Below are 17,037 nucleotides of genomic sequence, written 5' to 3'. Positions count from 1 at the left end.
GTATGACGCCGAGCCGCCGGTCTGGGTAGTCTGCCGGAATGCGCACGGTCGACGTCGAACGCACCATCGCCGCCCCGCCCGCGGATGTCTTCGACTGGCTCACCGATGTCGCCAATTATCAACGGGTTCCGCTGGTCCGCCGGGTCACCCTGGTCCGCCCCGGAAACACCGCGGGCAACGGCGTGGGCGCGGTGCGGCTGGTGGTCACCCCGCTGATGCGTCTCACCCAGGAGATCACCGAATACGATCCGCCCCGGCTGATGCGCTACCGCGGACTGAAATCCGTTCCGCGCCTGCGACATCAAGAGGGTTTCATCAGCTGCGAGCCGGTCGCGGGCGGCACCCGGGTGCACTGGTCGACCTCCTTCGAGCTCGCCGCGCCTGTGCTCTCACCGCTGTGGACGACCCTGTCCGTGCCGGTGGTGCGCGCCAGCTTCGAGATGGTGCTGCGGACCGCCGCGCGCGAACTGCGCGGTGCGTGACGGGGGTTACCATCTGGGGCCATGGCCGAGATCAAGGTGGAGCGCCTGAACGCCGTGGCGCTCGTGACTGTGCACGACCCCGACAAGCGGAATGCGTTGACGCTGGATCTATCCGCCGATCTCGCGGACGCGGTGGCGGACGCGGAAGCCGACGAATCGGTGCACGCGCTGGTGGTCACCGGCACGCCCCCCGCCTTCTGCGCGGGCGCGAACCTGACCGCCCTGGGTGAGGCGAAGGAAGAGGGCCTGCGGGCCATCTACGAAGGCTTCCTCGCGGTGGCCCGCTGCAAGCTGCCGACCATCGCGGCGGTCGGCGGCCAGGCCGTGGGTGCGGGCCTGAACCTGGCGCTGGCCGCGGACCTGCGCTTCGCGAATCCCGCGGCCCGCTTCGACGCGCGCTTCCTGCGCCTGGGCATCCACCCCGGCGGCGGCATGACCTGGATGTTGCAGCGCGCGGTCGGACCGCAGCAGGCGACGGCGATGACCCTGTTCGGTGAGGTGCTCGACGCCCACGCCGCGGCGGCCGCCGGACTGGTGCACCGGGTCATCGACGGCGATCACGCCGCCCTGGTGGACGCCGCCGTCGAATACGCCTGCGCGACAGCGGAAGTCCCCCGCGAGCTGCTCATCACCACCAAGCGCACCATGCGCGCCACCCGCGCCCTGGCCGCGCACGCCGAGGCGGTGAGCACCGAGGTGATCCCGCAGCTGGCCTCGCTCGAATCCCCGGAGTTCGCGGCCCGCCTGGCCGCGGCGCAGACCCGGATCAGCGGTTCGACCAGCTGAAACTGGCAACGATGAAGTGAAACGAACAGTGGCGCAGTCGGATTCGCATCCGGCTGCGCCATTCTTTTCGGTACTCCGTGCCGCCGTCGGGCTCTCAGCCGAGCGCGGCCAATGCCATGCGGCGCAGCACGGGGCGAGCGCGGGTCGCCAGGGTGGCCGGCGCGCTGTGCGGGGTGGAGTTGATCAGGCCGAAGGTGGCGTGCGCTTGCACTCGCGCGGCCTGCTCGGGTAGTTCCGGGTGGAGTTTGCGCAGCACCTCGACCCAGACCTCGACGTACTGCCGCTGGGTGCGGCGGACCTGCCGCCGGGCCGAGTCGGGCAGATTCTCCAGGTCACGGTCCTGGATCCGGATGAGTTCGGGCTCGCCGAGGGCGAAGTCGAGGTGGAACTCGACGAGCGCCTCCAAGGCCTCGCGCGGTGAGGCCGCATGCTCGGAGACGGCCCGGCCGCCGTCGAGCAGCCGCTGACTGATCCCGACCAGCAGCTCGACCAGCAGCGCCTCCTTGTTGGGGAAGTGCCGGTACACCGCGGGCCCGCTGATGCCGGCCGCCGCGCCCAGATCGTCGAGCCGCATGCCTAGGAAGCCGCGGTCCGCGATCAGTCGCGCCCCCGCCTCCAGCAGCTGCTCGCGTCGTTGCGCCTTGAGCTGCTCGCGACGGGTGAGCCCGGCGGTTTCCGCACTGTTCACCGTGGCTCCTCTCAGCGGTGCTGGACAACTCAGTTAGTGAAGATTATCTTATTTTCCAGTTATTGGTGACTAACCGAGCGGACCGAAAAGGTTGCACGGGGAGGCGGAGCGCATGACGCTGACCGAACAGACGCGGACCGGGAACCGGGACGCGCACCTGGCGTTGGTCGAGGAGTTGCGGGACCGATTGGCCGTCAGTGCGCTGGGCGGACCCGAGAAGTCCCGGGAACGGCACCTGGCCCGCGGCAAACTGCTGCCGCGTCAGCGGGTGGACCAGCTGCTCGACACCGGCAGCCCGTTCCTGGAGCTGTCGCCGCTGGCGGCCAACGGCATGTACGACGACGAATGCCCGGGCGCGGGCATGATCGGCGGCATCGGCCGGGTCTCCGGGCGTGAGTGCGTGATCCTCGCCAATGACGCGACCGTCAAGGGCGGCACCTACTACCCGATGTCGGTGAAGAAGCACCTGCGCGCCCAGGAGGTGGCGCTGCAGAACAACCTGCCGTGCATCTACCTGGTCGACTCCGGCGGCGCCTACCTGCCGCGGCAGGACGAGGTGTTCCCCGACCGCGAGCACTTCGGCCGCATCTTCTTCAACCAGGCCAATATGAGCGCCAAGGGGATCGCGCAGATCTCCGCGGTCATGGGCTCCTGCACCGCGGGCGGCGCCTACGTCCCGGCCATGAGCGACGAGACCGTCATCGTGCGCAACCAGGGCACCATCTTCCTGGGCGGCCCGCCGCTGGTGAAGGCCGCCACCGGTGAGATCGTCACCGCCGAGGAACTGGGCGGCGGCGACCTGCACTCGCGTACCTCCGGCGTCACCGACCACCTGGCCGAGAGCGACCAGGACGCGCTGCGCATCGTGCGCAATATCGTGGCCACGCTGGGCCCGAAGACGCCGACGCCGTGGGATGTCGCACCGACCGTGGACCCCATCGCGCCGCAGGACGAGCTGTACGACGTGGTGCCGGTGGACCTGCGCACCCCCTACGACGTGCGCGAGGTCATCACCCGCATGGTCGACGGCGGCGAATTCCAGGAATTCAAGGCCGAATACGGCAAGACCCTGGTCACCGGCTTCGCCCGGATCCACGGCCACCCGGTCGGCATCGTCGCCAACAATGGCGTGCTGTTCGCCGAATCCGCCATGAAGGGCGCGCATTTCATCGAACTGTGCGACAAGCGCAAGATCCCGCTGCTGTTCCTGCAGAACATCACCGGCTTCATGGTCGGGCGCGACTACGAGGCCGGCGGCATCGCCAAGCACGGCGCGAAGATGGTGACCGCGGTGGCGTGCGCCCGGGTGCCCAAGCTGACCGTGGTCATCGGCGGCTCCTACGGTGCGGGCAACTACTCCATGTGCGGGCGCGCGTATTCGCCGCGCTTCCTGTGGATGTGGCCGAATGCCCGCATCTCGGTGATGGGCGGCGAGCAGGCCGCCTCGGTGCTGGCCACCGTGCGCGGTGACCAGTCGGAGGCGGACCTCGAAGCCTTCAAGGCCCCGATCCGCGAGCAGTACGAGGCCCAGGGCAATCCGTACTACTCCACCGCCCGCCTCTGGGACGATGGCGTCATCGACCCGGCCGACACCAGAACCGTTGTCGGCCTGGCCCTCTCGGCCTGCGCGCAGGCCCCGCTCGAGCCCGTCTCCTACGGCGTCTTCCGGATGTGATGACCTTGATGAACACTGTTCGCACATTTGTCTCCGACAAAGCTCAGCCCGTCGTGTTCGACACCGTCCTCGTCGCCAATCGCGGCGAGATCGCGGTTCGTGTCATTCGCACCCTGCGCGACATGGGAATTCGGTCCGTCGCCGTCTACAGCGACGCCGACGCCGACGCCCGCCACGTGCGCGAAGCCGACACCGCGGTCCGCCTCGGCCCGGCCGCCGCGCGCGAGTCCTACCTGAACATCGACAAGGTGGTCGCGGCCGCCGTGCGCTCCGGTGCACAAGCTGTGCACCCGGGATACGGCTTCCTGTCCGAGAATTCGGCCTTCGCGGCCGCGCTCGACGCCGCGGGCATCGCCTTCCTGGGCCCGTCCGCGCGCGCCATCGAGATCATGGGCGACAAGATCACCGCCAAGAACGCGGTCGCCGAATACGGCGTCCCGGTGGTGCCCGGCATCGCCAAGCCCGGCCTCACCGACGCCGAATTGATCGACGCCGCAACCGAGATCGGTTACCCGGTGCTGGTCAAGCCGTCCGCCGGTGGCGGCGGCAAGGGCATGCGCCGCGTCGACGACCCGGCCGATCTGCCCGCCGCCCTGGTCAGCGCCCGCCGCGAGGCCGGCGCCGCCTTCGGCGACGACACCCTGTTCCTGGAACGCTTCGTCACCAAGCCCCGCCACATCGAGGTGCAGATCCTGGCCGACCAGTTCGGTCACGTGCTGCACCTGGGCGAACGCGAATGCAGCCTGCAGCGCCGCCACCAGAAGGTGATCGAGGAAGCGCCCTCGCCGCTGCTGGACGCGCAGACCCGCGCGCGCATCGGCGCGGCCGCCTGCAACACCGCGCGCAGCGTCGACTACGTCGGCGCGGGCACGGTCGAGTTCATCGTCTCCGCGGACGCGCCGGACGAGTTCTTCTTCATGGAGATGAATACCCGGCTCCAGGTGGAACATCCGGTCACCGAACTGGTAACCGGCGTGGACCTGGTGGAATGCCAGGTGCGGATCGCGGCCGGGCAGAAGCTGGCCGCCGCGCAGGAGGACGTGCGCCTGACCGGGCACGCCATCGAGGCGCGCGTGTACGCCGAGGACCCGGGCCGCGACTTCCTGCCCACCGGCGGCACCGTGCTCGCCCTGTCCGAGCCGGAAGGCCCGGGGGTGCGGGTGGATTCGGGCCTGCGCACCGGCACCGTGGTCGGCTCCGACTACGACCCGATGCTGTCCAAGGTCATCGCCCACGCCGCCGATCGCGGCGCGGCCATCGCCAAACTCGATGCGGCCCTGCGGGACACCCAGATCCTCGGCGTGCGCACCAACACCGATTTCGCGCGTTTCCTGCTCGCCGACCCGGACGTCCTGGCCGGCCGGCTCGATACCGGCCTGCTGGACCGCCGCGCCGCCGACTTCGCGCCCGCCGCCGTCACCGACGAGCAGTTCATCGCGGCCGCCGCGCAGCTGTGGCTGCGGCACTGGCCGACGGGCCCGGTCGACCCCTGGCAGCAGCCCACCGGCTGGCGGGTCGGCGCGCACGCGCCCATCGGCATCCGCCTCACCGGCGGCGACCGCACCGCGCACGTGTTCTTCACCGGTACTCCCGAGCAGGCCACGGCTCAGCTCGAGGACGGTGAGAAGCGCACACTGACAGTCCATTCCGAGGGCGAGGAACTCATCCTCGCCATCGACGGCCTGCGCATCCGCTACCGGGTCGCCACCGCGCCCGGCCACATCTGGGTCGCCGACCGCACCGGCACCGCCCTGCTGCGCGAGGTCGCCGAGGCCGACGTCCGCGGCGGCGACGCCCACGTCGGCGACGCCGAGATCCAGAGCCCCATGCCGGGTTCGGTCATCGCCACCCCCGCCGCCGACGGCGACGTGGTCGCCGCGGGCACGCCCATCGTGGTGGTGGAGGCCATGAAGATGGAACACACCCTCACCGCACCCATCGCCGGCCGCGTCGAAATGCTGGTAGCGCCCGGCGCGCAGGTGAAACTCGAACAGCCGCTGGCTCGCATCATCGCCGAGGAGAACACCCAGTCATGACCGATTTCCTGTCCACCGGAACGCTTCCGGACGAGTACCGCGACCTCGCCCTCACCGTCCGCGACTTCGCCAACCAGGTGGTGGCGCCGGTCGCCGCCAAGCACGACGCCGAGCACAGCTTCCCGTACGAGGTCGTCTCCGGGATGGCCGACATGGGCCTGTTCGGGCTGCCCTTCCCCGAGGAGTTCGGCGGCATGGGCGGCGACTACTTCGCGCTCTGCCTGGCGCTCGAGGAGCTCGGCAAGGTCGACCAGAGCGTGGCCATCACCCTGGAGGCCGGTGTCTCCCTGGGCGCCATGCCGATCTACCGCTTCGGCAACGACAAGCAGAAGGCGGAATGGCTGCCGCTGCTGGCCAGCGGGCGCGCCCTGGGCGCGTTCGGCCTGACCGAGCCGGGCGCGGGCAGTGACGCGGGCGGCACCCGCACCACCGCCGTGCTCGACGGCGACACCTGGGTCATCAACGGCTCCAAGCAGTTCATCACCAACTCGGGCACCGATATCACCCGGCTGGTGACGGTCACCGCGGTGACCGGGGGAGTGGACGGCAAGAAGGAGATCTCCACGATCATCGTTCCCGCCGACACCCCCGGCTTCACCGCCGAGCCCGCCTACAACAAGGTCGGCTGGAACGCCTCCGACACCCACCCGCTCAGCTTCGTCGACGTCCGGGTGCCCGCCGAGAACCTGCTCGGCGAGCGCGGCCGCGGCTACGCCAACTTCCTGCGCATCCTCGACGAGGGCCGCATCGCCATCGCGGCGCTGTCGGTCGGCGCGGCCCAGGGCTGTGTCGACGAGAGTGTCCGCTACGCCAAGGAGCGCGAGGCGTTCGGCCGTGCCATCGGCAGCAACCAGGCCATCGCCTTCAAGATCGCCCGCATGGAGGCGCGCGCCCACATGGCCCGCACCGCCTACTACGACGCGGCCGCGCTCATGCTGTCCGGCAAGCCGTTCAAGAAGCAGGCCGCCATCGCCAAGCTGGTCGCCAGCGAGGCCGCCATGGACAATGCCCGCGACGCCACGCAGATCTTCGGCGGCTACGGGTTCATGAACGAATATGCTGTGGCCCGGCACTATCGCGACAGCAAGATCCTGGAAATCGGTGAGGGCACCACGGAGGTGCAGTTGATGCTGATCGGGCGGGAGCTCGGGCTGTGACAGACGCAGCCCCGAAGCGGGTCGTCCAACGGGGCTTGTGGTTCGACGAGTTCGAGATCGGCGTGGTGTACGAGCACCGGCCCGGGCGGACCATCACCGAAGCCGACAATGTGCTGTTCACGACGCTGACCATGAACACCCAGGCGTTGCACCTGGACGCGGCGTTCTCCGAGGCGCTGCCGCCGTTCCATCAGCGGCTGGTGAACTCCATGTTCACGCTGTCCACGCTGGTGGGCCTGTCGGTCGCGCAGCTGACCCAGGGCACCATCGTGGCCAATCTCGGCTTCTCCGACATCGCCTTCCCCAAGCCGCTCTTCCACGGGGACACGCTGTACGCCGAGACCGTGGTGACCGACCTGCGGGAATCCAAGAGCCGTCCGGGCGAGGGCATCGTGACCTTCGCGCACACCGGACGCAACCAGCACGGTGACATCGTGGCCACCGCGAACCGCAAGACCCTCGTCAGAAAGCAAACTGCATGAGTTGGGAAATGCCCGGCCCCGCTTGGCTTTTCTGCCCCGCGGACCGGCCCGAGCGGTACGGCAAGGCCCTGACCGCCGCCGACGTGGTCATCATCGACCTCGAGGACGGCGTCGCCGAGGCGGACAAGGCGGCGGCCCGCGAGGCGCTGATCGCCAACCCGCTGGACCCCGAGCGCACCGTCGTCCGCGTCAACGCCGCGGGCACCCTCGAGCACATGCTCGACCTGGACGCCCTGGTGCGCACCGAATACCGGCGCATCATGCTGCCCAAATGCGAATCGGCCGAGCAGATCACGCGACTGGCCGACTACGAGGTGATCGCGCTCATCGAATCTCCGCTGGGCGCGCTCGCGGTGGGCCGTGCGGTCATGGTGCGCAATGCCATCGGCGTCATGTGGGGCGCGGAGGACCTGGTCGCGGCGCTCGGCGGCAACTCCAGCCGGCACGCGCACGGCGGCTACCGCGATGTGGCCCGGCACGTGCGATCCCAGTCGCTGCTGGCGGCCAAGGCGTACGGCAAGTTCGCGCTGGACTCGGTGTACCTGAACATTCCTGATCTGACCGGGCTGGCCGCCGAGTCCGCGGACGCGGTCGCCATCGGCTTCGACGCCAAGGTAGCCATCCATCCCAGTCAGGTGCCGGTCATCCGGACCGCCTACGCGCCGGCCGCCACCGAAGTCGACTGGGCGCAAAGACTGTTGGTGGAAGCGCCCAACCATCGGGGTGTCTTCACCTTCGAAGGGCGCATGGTGGACATGCCGGTCATCCGGCATGCCGAACGCATCGTGCAGCGGGCCGACGCGGCCGGCAGCGCGGGATTCGCGTCGTAGGAGGTATTGCGGTGGAACCACAGTGGGTGCCCGGCGACGACGACATCGCCGCCGCGGCCGTGACCAGCTTCGCGTTGTTCGTGGAGCAGCGCACGGGACTGTCCCTGCCCGACTATCAGGCGTTGTGGCAGTGGTCGGTCGACGACCTGGCCGGGTTCTGGGGCGCGCTCTGGGACTACTTCGACCTCGGCGACCGCACCGGCGGGGTGCTCGGATCCACGGAAATGCCAGGCGCGCAGTGGTTCCCGGGCGCCCGGCTGAACTACGTCGAGCAGGTGCTGCGGCAGGTCCGCGACGACCGCCCGGCGATCCTGTCGGTCGACGAGACCGGTGTGATCACCGAGATCTCCTGGGCCTCGATGATCGCCACCGCCGCCGCGTTCGCGCGCACCCTGCGCGACCTGGGCGTGGGCCCGGGTGACCGCGTCGCCGGCTACCTGCCCAACATCCCCGAAGCGGTGATCGCGTTCCTGGCCACGGCCAGCCTGGGCGCGATCTGGAGTGCCTGCGGTCAGGACTATTCCGCGCAGGCCGCGCTCGACCGGCTCGGCCAGCTCGAGCCCACGGTGCTGGTCACCGCCGACGGCTACCGCTTCGGCGGCAAGGTGCACGACAAGACCGCCGATATCGCCGCGCTGCGGGCGGGGCTGCCGTCACTGGCGGGAACTGTCGTGGTGTCGCGCATCGGCGCGGACGTGCCCGACGCGATCGCCTGGGAGAGTGTCGATCCCGGGGACGCGGACGTCGACCTCGATATCGAATCGGTGGACTTCGCGCACCCGCTGTGGGTGCTCTACTCCTCCGGCACCACCGGCAAGCCGAAGGGGATCGTGCACGGGCACGGCGGCGTGCTGCTCGAGCATCTGAAAGCCGTTGCCCTGCAATCGGACATCGGGCCGGAGGACACCTTCTTCTGGTACACCAGCCCCAGCTGGATGATGTGGAACTTCCAGGTCGCCGGACTGCTGGTGGGCGCGACCATCGTCTGCTACGACGGCAGCCCGGGCGCGCCGACGACGGACGCCCTGTGGGAGCTGGCCTCGCGAACCCGCGCGACCGTCCTCGGCACCAGCCCCGGCTACGTCCTGGCCTGCGCCAAGGCCGGTTCCGTGCCCCGCACCGACCACGACCTGTCCGCGCTGCGGCTGGTCGGCATCACCGGTTCGTCGCTGCCGCCGTCGTCCTCACTGTGGCTGCGCGACAATGTCGGTGAGCAGGTGCCGGTGGCCTCGATCAGCGGCGGCACCGACGTGGTGTCCGCGTTCATCGGCGGTGTCCGCACCGTGCCCGTCTGGCCGGGTGAACTGTCGGCCCCGTATCTGGGTGTGGCCCTGGACGCATGGGACGAACAGGGCAACCCGGTGCGCGAGGAGGTCGGTGAACTGGTCATCACCAAGCCGATGCCGTCCATGCCGGTGTCGTTCTGGAACGATCCCGACGGTTCCCGCTATCGCGATGCCTATTTCGAGATGTTCCCGGGCGTGTGGCGGCACGGCGACTGGATCACCCTCACCGGGCACGGCAGCATCGTCGTGCACGGGCGTTCGGATTCGACCCTGAATCGGCAGGGCATCCGGATGGGCAGCGCTGACATCTATCAAGCGGTGGAACGCATTCCGGAAATCGCGGAGGCACTGGTCATCGGCGCCGAACAGCCCGACGGCGGTTACTGGATGCCGTTGTTCGTGGTGTTGACCCCCGGCGTCGAATTGACCGACGAATTGCGTGGCCGCATCAACGCGACCATTCGCACCGAGGTGTCGCCGCGCCATGTGCCGGACGAAATCATTGCCGCCCCCGGCATTCCGCACACCCGCACCGGCAAGAAGCTGGAAGTACCGATCAAGAAACTGTTCCAGGGCGCGGAGGCCGCCACCGTGGTGGCCCCCACGGCCGTCGACGTTCCCGAACTCCTCGACTGGTACGCCGCGCAAAAGCCTGGCAAGTAGCGGAGTTTCTCAGTGTGCACCGTTTCTCAGTGTGCACCGGGCAGCCGTCGCCGCCCGGTGCACACCTCCGACGCCAAATCCTCGTAGCCGACCGCCAATTCGGCCAGGTGCTCCCACGCCACGGTGAGTTCCTGACCGGATTCGCGGGCCAGCGCGGCGTAGGCGGCGGCGGTGAGCCGGGCCAGCCGATCGATGACCGAGCCCAGCGTCTCGGTGTGGATCCGGGCCGCACCGTGCGACGGCGGCAGTTGCGCGGTCACCCAGCAGTCGATCTGGTGCACCAAATCCGTTCGCAGCGAATCGAGTTCGACATGCTGTTCCGGGCGGGCGCTCAGCAGGCGTTCGTGGACCCCGGTCAGATCGTGTGCGGCGCGTAGTAGCGGATGTCCGGGGAAGCCTGTCCCTCGGCAAGCCTGAAGGACTTGGTTCTTGGATGGCAGTGTGTCCCTCATCGCTACTGCTCCTAATACCGCGACCTGCGAATTCCAAGCACGTTAGTCAGCGCAGATGACAGGCACATGTCTGCCGGTTCAACAACCCACTGCCATTCCGCTAGGAGAACCTCCGGTCGGCGGCGCGCAATCGGTGAGATCAGGCGGTGGCGCCGCCGTCGATCACCAGATCATGCCCGATGACGAATGCGGATTCCGGCGAGGCCAGCCACACCACGGCCGCCGCGATCTCCGCCGGATCCGCGACCCGGCCCAGTGGAATTGCCGAGGCCACCCGCGCATCCCGGTCGTCGCGAGTTTCACCGGGACGGAACGACATTCGCGTATCCGTCGCCCCCGGGCTGACCGCATTGATGCGAATGCCGTCACCGATATGATCCCGCGCGGCGGTCTGCGACAGCACGCTCACCGCCGCTTTGGACGCCGCATACGCGGCCAGCCCCGGACGCCGGCCGTGTGAACCGATATTCGACGCCATATTCACGATGACACCGCCGCCGTTGCCGCGCATATGGGCGATCTCGTGCTTCATGGACAGGAAAACGCCGGTCAGATTGATATCCAGCACCCGCTGCCAGTCGGCCTCCGGCAGATCGCCGACCGCGGCCGGGGTACCCAAAATTCCGGCATTGTTGAACGCCACGTGCAGGCCGCCGTGCCGGCGCACGACCTCCTCGACCATGGCGGCCACCTGCGCCGCGTCGGTGACGTCGGCGACCACCCAGTCCGCCTTCCCGCCCTGGGTGCGGACCTGCCCGGCGGCCTCGGCCAGCCGCTCCGCATCGCGGCCCGCCAGCACCACCGTGGCCCCCAGCCCGGCGAACGCCTGGGCCGTCGCGCCCGCGATCGTGCCCGCGCCGCCGGTGATCAGCACAACCTTGTCATCGAAACGTGCGTTCATGACGGTCGACAGCTCCTTATATAGAACGATCAGTCTTGAATATTGACAGACGTGAAACTTGTGGATAGATCGAAAACCGTTCAAACGAGCATGGATACGGCGACCCGCGCGGCATCACGCAGGCGCGCAGCGGAATCCGGCGCGCGCTCCAGCACTCGCACGCCCTGAAAGAAGACCAGGATGAATCGGGCAAGTGCACGCGGATCGGAATCCGGGGCGAGTTCACCCTGTGCGCGGGCCCGGAGCAGGGCCGATGTCAGCGTCGTTTCCAGGTGCGCCCAGCTGGACTCGACGAGTCGCGCGACCGCCTCGTCGCGGTGCGCCAACTCGACCGCGCCGTTCACGACCATGCAGCCCAGATACGAATCAGGACTGGAAGCTTCGCGCACGTAGCGTTCCACCAGGCCCCGCACCGCGGGCAGTACCGGACCCGGCTGTGACAGCTCGGCCATGATCGCCGGATCGGTGGTCTCCAGGTAGCGCTGGAGCGCCTTCAGGTAGAGGTCGCGCTTGCCGCCGAAGGTCGCGTAGATGCTCGCCTTGGCAATCCCAAGATGCTCAACCAGATCCGCCATCGACGTCGCTTCGTAGCCGTGCTCCCAGAACAATTCGAGAGCGCGGCGCAACGCGGTGTCGGGATCGAACTCCTTGGTCCTCGCCATGACGAGCAGCGTACGTCTATCGAGACCGAACGGTCAAATATTGGTCAGGAGATCAGGTCGAAGAACCGCTGGATATCGGCCGCATGCGCCCGGGGTACGTCCATGGCCAGGAAGTGGTTCCCCGTGTTGCCTTCGGGCCAGTACGCGATCGTGTTGTCACGCTCGGCCAGCCGGCGCATGAGCGGTGAACCACCGGAGTACACACCCATCGGGACCAGTTTCTGGCCGACCGGCCAGGCGAAACCGTCGTCGCCGAGTCCGTTGTACATGGGCCAGGACGAGGTGGCTGCGGTATCGGTGAACCAGTAGACGGCGGCATTGGTCAGCAGCTGATCGCGGTCCACCGCCTCCTCCAGGTGGTCCGCCAGCGGCGAGAACTCGTTGAACTTGTGCACCAGCCACGCCAGCAGGCCGACGGGGGAATCGGTCCAGGCGTGCGCGAAGGTCTGCGGCGCCTGACGCAGCAGGACATGGTGATTCACGCCCGACTGCCACTTCTGCATCAGGTCCCATTCGGCGCGCTCTTCGGCCGTCATGGTGGGCACGTCGGCCGCGGTCGGCAGCCCGATGCCGCCGTCGATGTGCACGCCGATCAGGTGGTCCGGATCGGCGATCGCCATCTCCTGAACCACATACGCTCCGAGATCGCCGCCCTGCGCGCCGTACCGGTCGTAGCCCAGGCGGGCCATGAGTTCCACCCACATACGGGCCACGTCGCGCGGCTTCATCCCCGATTCGCGCGGGGCCGCGGAGAATCCGAATCCCGGCACCGACGGAATCACGACATGGAACGCCTGCGCCGATTCCATGCCGTGCTCGCGTGGACTGGTCAGCAGGGGAATGGTTTTCGTGAACTCTACGAAGCTGTTCGGCCAGCCGTGCGTGAGGATGAGCGGCTGTGCGTCCGGATCTTCCGAGCGCACGTGCAGGAAATGCACGTCCAGTCCATCGATCTCGGTGCGGAACTGGGGAAACTCGTTGAGCGCCGCTTCCTGCGCGCGCCAGTCGAATTCGGTGCGCCAGTACTCGGACAGTTCGCGCAGGTAGTCCACCGGGACGCCGCGCTCCCAGCCCTGCCCCGGGAGTTGCCGGGGCCGGCGGGCCCGCGCCAGCCGATCGATGAGGTCGTCGAGATCCGACTGCGGGACGTCGATTCGGAACGGACGGATATCTGCGCTGGTCATCGTGGCTCCCGGTGGTCTCGTCGAACGATCTGAGGACCAAGTTAGGAGTCATATAGGACCATTTCGGTCCTACTTCTGAGGGAGGATGGTGACATGAGCGATACGTCGGCGCGGCTGCTGCGGTTGCTGTCTCTGCTGCAGACCCCGCGTGAATGGCCCGGTAGCGAATTGGCCGATCGGCTCGGTGTCACGGACCGGACCGTGCGCCGGGACGTGGACCGGCTGCGGGATCTCGGGTATCCGGTCGAGGCCACCATGGGGGCGACCGGCGGTTATCGGCTGGTCGCCGGGGCTGCCATGCCGCCGCTGCTGGTCGACGACGAGGAGGCGGTGGCCATTGCCGTCGGTCTGCGGGCGGCGGCGGGCTCCGCGATCTCGGGGATCGAGGAGGCCTCGGTTCGGGCGCTGGCCAAGCTCGAGCAGGTGTTGCCTGCCAAGCTGCGGCGGCGCGTGCGGGTGCTGGGGGCTGCGACCATCGCGCCTGGCGCGGGTGCGAATCCGGTGGATCCGGAACTGCTTACGGCGCTGGCCGCGGCTATCACCAATACCGAGCGGGTTCGGTTCGCGTATGAGGCAGCGGATGGTGCGGAGACTCGGCGCAATGTCGAGCCGGTTGGGCTGGTTCCGTATCGGCATCGTTGGTATCTGGTTGCGTTCGATGTCGACCGTGGGGATTGGCGGAGTTTTCGGGTGGACAGGGTTCGGCGGGTTCAGGCGACTGGGGCTCGGTTCGGGCGGCGGGAGCTTCCTGCTGCTGATCCGGCGGCGTATGTGGCTGGTGCTCGGACGGATTGGGGTACGCCGTCTTTGCATTTTCTGGTGGAGATCGAGGCTCCTGCCGAGGCGGTGATCGGGCGGCTGGGGGAGGGGGCGGGGGATGTGGTGCCGCGTGGGGCTGATGCTTGTGTGCTCGATATGCGGCGGGATGATCTGCCCGAGTGGGTGGCGCATCGGTTGCTGGAGTTGGGGGTTGAGATGAATGTGCGTGGACCTGCTGAGTTGGTTGAGGCGTTTGAGAAGATCCGGGATCGTGCGGGGCGGGCTTTGCGGGATAAGAGCTGAGAGAGCAAAAGCCAAACAAACCAAGAGCCAAAAGACCAAGAGCCAAAGGACCAAAAGATAAAGAGGACTAAAGATAAAAGACGCCCGGAGAAGGGAGAGGGGCTGGCCCGGTTGGGAGGCTCGCTCACCTTCCAGCCTCATTGCGGCTCGGCCGTGGATCGGCCCGGTGTGGGGTACAAGCACTCTGAAGTTGTCGAGGTACACGCACTGTGAGGTGTGCTGGGAGAGAGGGGTTGGGGTCGTCCCGCTCCTCGAGTCTTTGAGTCTTTGGGCTTGTGTCTCGAGAAGGTGATCCGTGCAGTCCGTGGGCCGGGATCGGCGGGTCACGGCTCCCGGCTTGGCGTCAGCCCAGGTGCGGTAGGGCAGGCGAGGCGACCACACTCTATGTAGTTTTGCGCACGCCAGCAGCACACGAGCAGCTCGGTTTCATGCAGCCCGTGATCGCCACTTTCGTGAACTGGAATCGATGGCAGCGGCGATCGACTGCCCCACGTGATGACGATCGTTGACTCGTGGCGTGCCGGTGGGATCAATACTCTTCGGTGCAATCCACCCCGTTCGGCCTCGATGGGGTGAGTCCTTGTCCATGACAACGGTTTTCCACCCATCGGGCCCATCGTTGACGAGCGCGTGGCAGTGATCGCACGCCAAGGTCAGGTTGTTGATATCGGTGGGACCGCCTTTGGCCCAATCATTGACGTGGTGTGCGGCGCACATCGAAGCGGGTTGTTCACAACCCGGACGGGTACATCCCCTGTCTCGTGCAATCAGTGCGAGGCGTTGGGCCCGGTTCGCGGTGCGGCGGGACCGCTGCAGGTACAGCGGCATCCCGTCCCCGTCGAGGACCGCGATCACCGGGTGGGTCCCTTCGGCCATCTTCAGCGCTTCGTTGATGGAGATCTGGGTGCCGGTGTTGGTGGTGGCCACCCCGGTGCCGTTCTCGAGGTCGGTGAGGCTCATGGTGAGCACGACCTCGACGGGCAGGCCCCGGTGCATGCCGAGTGCGCGCATGTTCACGCCCGGCTGCATCAGGGCGAGCATGGCGTCGTGGGTGCGCTGCCCGGCATCACGACGGTCACGGCGCGCGGCAGCATCGAGAACGCTGTCGGCGATGAATCCACCAGAGGCAGAAGGGCTTTCCGGGTCCTCGACGTTGCACATGCCCGGCCGAGCGAGCTTCGCGAACACCGCATCCAGGCACGCCCGCAGTTCCGGGGTGATCCATCCTTCGATCCGGGACATGCCATCCACGCCGGGGCGGCACAGGGTGATCCCGCGCCGACGGCGACGGTCGGCATCGGAAACCACCTTCCCGTTCGGATCCAGGCGGGCGAGGATGTCGCGCCCGATCTTGGGCAGATCATCCGGCCAGCCTTCACGCGAGTAGCCGACGAGAATTTCCTCGGCTTCTGCGCGTGCTTCGGCAGGGATGTCGGTCGGGAGGTGGTCCATCACGTCCATGATGTTGCGCACGTGATCCCGCGAAATATCCCCAGCAGAAAAGGCTTCCGCCATCACCGGCAAAGTCGCCGGACGCAAGTGCCCTGAGGGCTCGAAGAACTCTCCGCAGTGATGGGTCACCTTCACACGCAGGGCCGCGTCGTACCGCGAAAGTCCGAGGGTGTGCCGCAGGAACGGCACCATCTTCCCGGCCCCGGAACGCGCGTGCAGCGAACGCTCTCCGGCTTCGATGATCAGCCGCGTATCCAATGCAGCCAGCTGCCTTTTGCAGGCTTCGAGCTGCTGCATCAACGCCACGACATCCTCATCGGAGAACTGGTCCATCGTCGCGTTCTGAACGGAGTTCGAAAGGGTCGAGACCGCGGCCGCCAGTTCAGCGATACCGCAGTCGTCGAGTGTCACCCCATTCGAATCCATGTGCTAATTCTACGCCCGTTCAATCACCGTGGGAACCCGAAATGTCCGTTCTCCCTTGATAATTCACGCAGCAAGAGCTGCTTTCTGTTGCGTAAGAACACCATCCACCATCCGATAAACGCTGTCCATCTGATCCAAATGCGAAAGATCATGCGTAACCAGCAGCGTCGCCGCCCCGTGCTCCCGCACGATTCCGGTGATCAAATTGATGATCGCCGCCCCACGCTCCTGATCCAACGCACTGGTCGGTTCGTCGATCACCAGCAGCGACGGATCATTCATCAGCGCCCGAGCGATGTTGACCCGCTGCCGCTGGCCACCCGAAAGCTGCGCGGGCCGCTTGTTCTCGTGCCCGGTCAATCCCACCGCATGCAGCAGATCCCGTGCCCGGGCCCGAACCTCACGCCGCTTACTCGGCGACACGAACCAGCTCTGCCCCAGATGCGCCATGGCCTCGAGCTGCTCGATCGTGGTCAATGCCGGCACCAGATTGGACTGCTGGAACACGATCCCGATCGAGTTGCGTCGCAGCGTCGCCGCGTCCCGGCGGCTCAGTTCGGCGAGATTCACGGTCCCCGAATCGGTTTCGAGCTCCACGCGCCCCGAGTCCGGCCGCAGCAGTGTGGACACGGTCGCCAGCAGCGTGGACTTGCCGGAGCCCGACGGCCCCGTGATGGCGGCGATCTCGCCGCCGCGCACGTGCAGGTTCACGTGGTCGAGCGCGGTGATGCGGTCCGCGCCGTCCGGGAAGGTGAGGGTCAGGTCGGAGACGGTGAGTGCGTTGGTCATCGCGATGCTCCTGGGAGACAAGGG

General features: G+C 67.6%; 16 protein-coding genes. 9 read left to right on the top strand and 7 right to left on the bottom strand.

Going from position 1 to position 17,037, the window contains the following annotated elements; genetic code table 11:
• The first annotated feature begins 38 nt into the window (after nucleotides 1-38).
• Nucleotides 39-482: an SRPBCC family protein gene (locus ACYVKL_RS16930; protein WP_379164427.1), complete on the top strand. Its 444-nt coding sequence runs from the start codon at nucleotides 39-41 to the stop codon at nucleotides 480-482.
• A gap of 21 nt (nucleotides 483-503) precedes the next feature.
• Nucleotides 504-1,268, top strand: coding sequence for an enoyl-CoA hydratase (locus ACYVKL_RS16925; RefSeq protein WP_379164424.1), 765 nt, complete (start codon nucleotides 504-506; stop codon nucleotides 1,266-1,268).
• Nucleotides 1,269-1,362: 94 nt separating this feature from the next.
• Here the strand turns inward: ACYVKL_RS16925 and ACYVKL_RS16920 are convergent, their stop codons facing one another.
• Entirely contained in the window at nucleotides 1,363-1,956 is a 594-nt protein-coding gene (locus ACYVKL_RS16920; protein ID WP_357190606.1) for an SACE_7040 family transcriptional regulator, read from the bottom strand.
• A gap of 112 nt (nucleotides 1,957-2,068) precedes the next feature.
• Between ACYVKL_RS16920 and ACYVKL_RS16915 the strand changes: the two genes are divergently transcribed.
• From ACYVKL_RS16915 to ACYVKL_RS16890, 6 genes are read left to right on the top strand one after another with little or no spacing between them, the layout of a single operon-like run.
• Nucleotides 2,069-3,631, top strand: a complete 1,563-nt coding sequence (locus tag ACYVKL_RS16915) for a carboxyl transferase domain-containing protein (protein ID WP_379164421.1) — start codon at nucleotides 2,069-2,071, stop codon at nucleotides 3,629-3,631.
• A gap of 8 nt (nucleotides 3,632-3,639) precedes the next feature.
• Complete coding sequence (locus ACYVKL_RS16910) at nucleotides 3,640-5,667, top strand: acetyl/propionyl/methylcrotonyl-CoA carboxylase subunit alpha (protein WP_379164418.1); 2,028 nt, start codon at nucleotides 3,640-3,642, stop codon at nucleotides 5,665-5,667.
• Nucleotides 5,664-6,824 carry an acyl-CoA dehydrogenase family protein gene (locus ACYVKL_RS16905; protein ID WP_213559257.1) on the top strand — a complete coding sequence of 387 codons (1,161 nt, stop codon included), beginning with the start codon at nucleotides 5,664-5,666 and terminating at the stop codon, nucleotides 6,822-6,824. The genes ACYVKL_RS16910 and ACYVKL_RS16905 overlap by 4 nt, the downstream gene beginning before the upstream one ends.
• Nucleotides 6,821-7,306, top strand: coding sequence for a MaoC family dehydratase (locus tag ACYVKL_RS16900; protein WP_213559258.1), 486 nt, complete (start codon nucleotides 6,821-6,823; stop codon nucleotides 7,304-7,306). Before ACYVKL_RS16905 ends, ACYVKL_RS16900 begins: the two co-directional genes overlap by 4 nt.
• Nucleotides 7,303-8,136, top strand: a complete 834-nt coding sequence (locus tag ACYVKL_RS16895; RefSeq protein ID WP_357190614.1) for an HpcH/HpaI aldolase/citrate lyase family protein — start codon at nucleotides 7,303-7,305, stop codon at nucleotides 8,134-8,136. Before ACYVKL_RS16900 ends, ACYVKL_RS16895 begins: the two co-directional genes overlap by 4 nt.
• Before the next feature lie 11 nt (nucleotides 8,137-8,147).
• Nucleotides 8,148-10,085: an acetoacetate--CoA ligase gene (locus ACYVKL_RS16890; protein WP_379164413.1), complete on the top strand. Its 1,938-nt coding sequence runs from the start codon at nucleotides 8,148-8,150 to the stop codon at nucleotides 10,083-10,085.
• A 26-nt stretch (nucleotides 10,086-10,111) separates the two neighbouring features.
• Here the strand turns inward: ACYVKL_RS16890 and ACYVKL_RS16885 are convergent, their stop codons facing one another.
• From ACYVKL_RS16885 to ACYVKL_RS16870, 4 genes are all read right to left on the bottom strand, one after another.
• On the bottom strand, nucleotides 10,112-10,537 hold the full coding sequence (locus ACYVKL_RS16885; RefSeq protein ID WP_213559260.1) for a DUF4254 domain-containing protein: 426 nt from the start codon (nucleotides 10,535-10,537) through the stop codon (nucleotides 10,112-10,114).
• 139 nt (nucleotides 10,538-10,676) lie between these two features.
• Complete coding sequence (locus tag ACYVKL_RS16880; RefSeq protein WP_379164410.1) at nucleotides 10,677-11,438, bottom strand: SDR family NAD(P)-dependent oxidoreductase; 762 nt, start codon at nucleotides 11,436-11,438, stop codon at nucleotides 10,677-10,679.
• Between the two features lie 80 nt (nucleotides 11,439-11,518).
• Nucleotides 11,519-12,100: a TetR/AcrR family transcriptional regulator gene (locus ACYVKL_RS16875; RefSeq protein ID WP_379164407.1), complete on the bottom strand. Its 582-nt coding sequence runs from the start codon at nucleotides 12,098-12,100 to the stop codon at nucleotides 11,519-11,521.
• A 44-nt stretch (nucleotides 12,101-12,144) separates the two neighbouring features.
• Nucleotides 12,145-13,284 (bottom strand): epoxide hydrolase family protein, encoded by a 1,140-nt coding sequence (locus ACYVKL_RS16870; RefSeq protein WP_379164404.1) that lies wholly within the window; start codon nucleotides 13,282-13,284, stop codon nucleotides 12,145-12,147.
• Between the two features lie 93 nt (nucleotides 13,285-13,377).
• Here ACYVKL_RS16870 and ACYVKL_RS16865 point away from each other — a divergent pair, with 93 nt between their 5' ends.
• Nucleotides 13,378-14,346, top strand: coding sequence for a helix-turn-helix transcriptional regulator (locus tag ACYVKL_RS16865; RefSeq protein ID WP_379164401.1), 969 nt, complete (start codon nucleotides 13,378-13,380; stop codon nucleotides 14,344-14,346).
• A gap of 426 nt (nucleotides 14,347-14,772) precedes the next feature.
• Here ACYVKL_RS16865 and ACYVKL_RS16860 read toward each other — a convergent pair whose 3' ends face one another.
• A complete protein-coding gene (locus tag ACYVKL_RS16860) occupies nucleotides 14,773-16,224 on the bottom strand; it encodes an HNH endonuclease signature motif containing protein (RefSeq protein WP_379164398.1) in 1,452 nt (483 codons plus the stop codon).
• A gap of 63 nt (nucleotides 16,225-16,287) precedes the next feature.
• On the bottom strand, nucleotides 16,288-17,013 hold the full coding sequence (locus ACYVKL_RS16855; protein WP_379164395.1) for an ABC transporter ATP-binding protein: 726 nt from the start codon (nucleotides 17,011-17,013) through the stop codon (nucleotides 16,288-16,290).
• Between the last annotated feature and the right edge of the window lie 24 nt (nucleotides 17,014-17,037).

Source organism: Nocardia tengchongensis (assembly GCF_054781395.1).
This window is presented reverse-complemented; position numbering and strand designations above follow the sequence as displayed.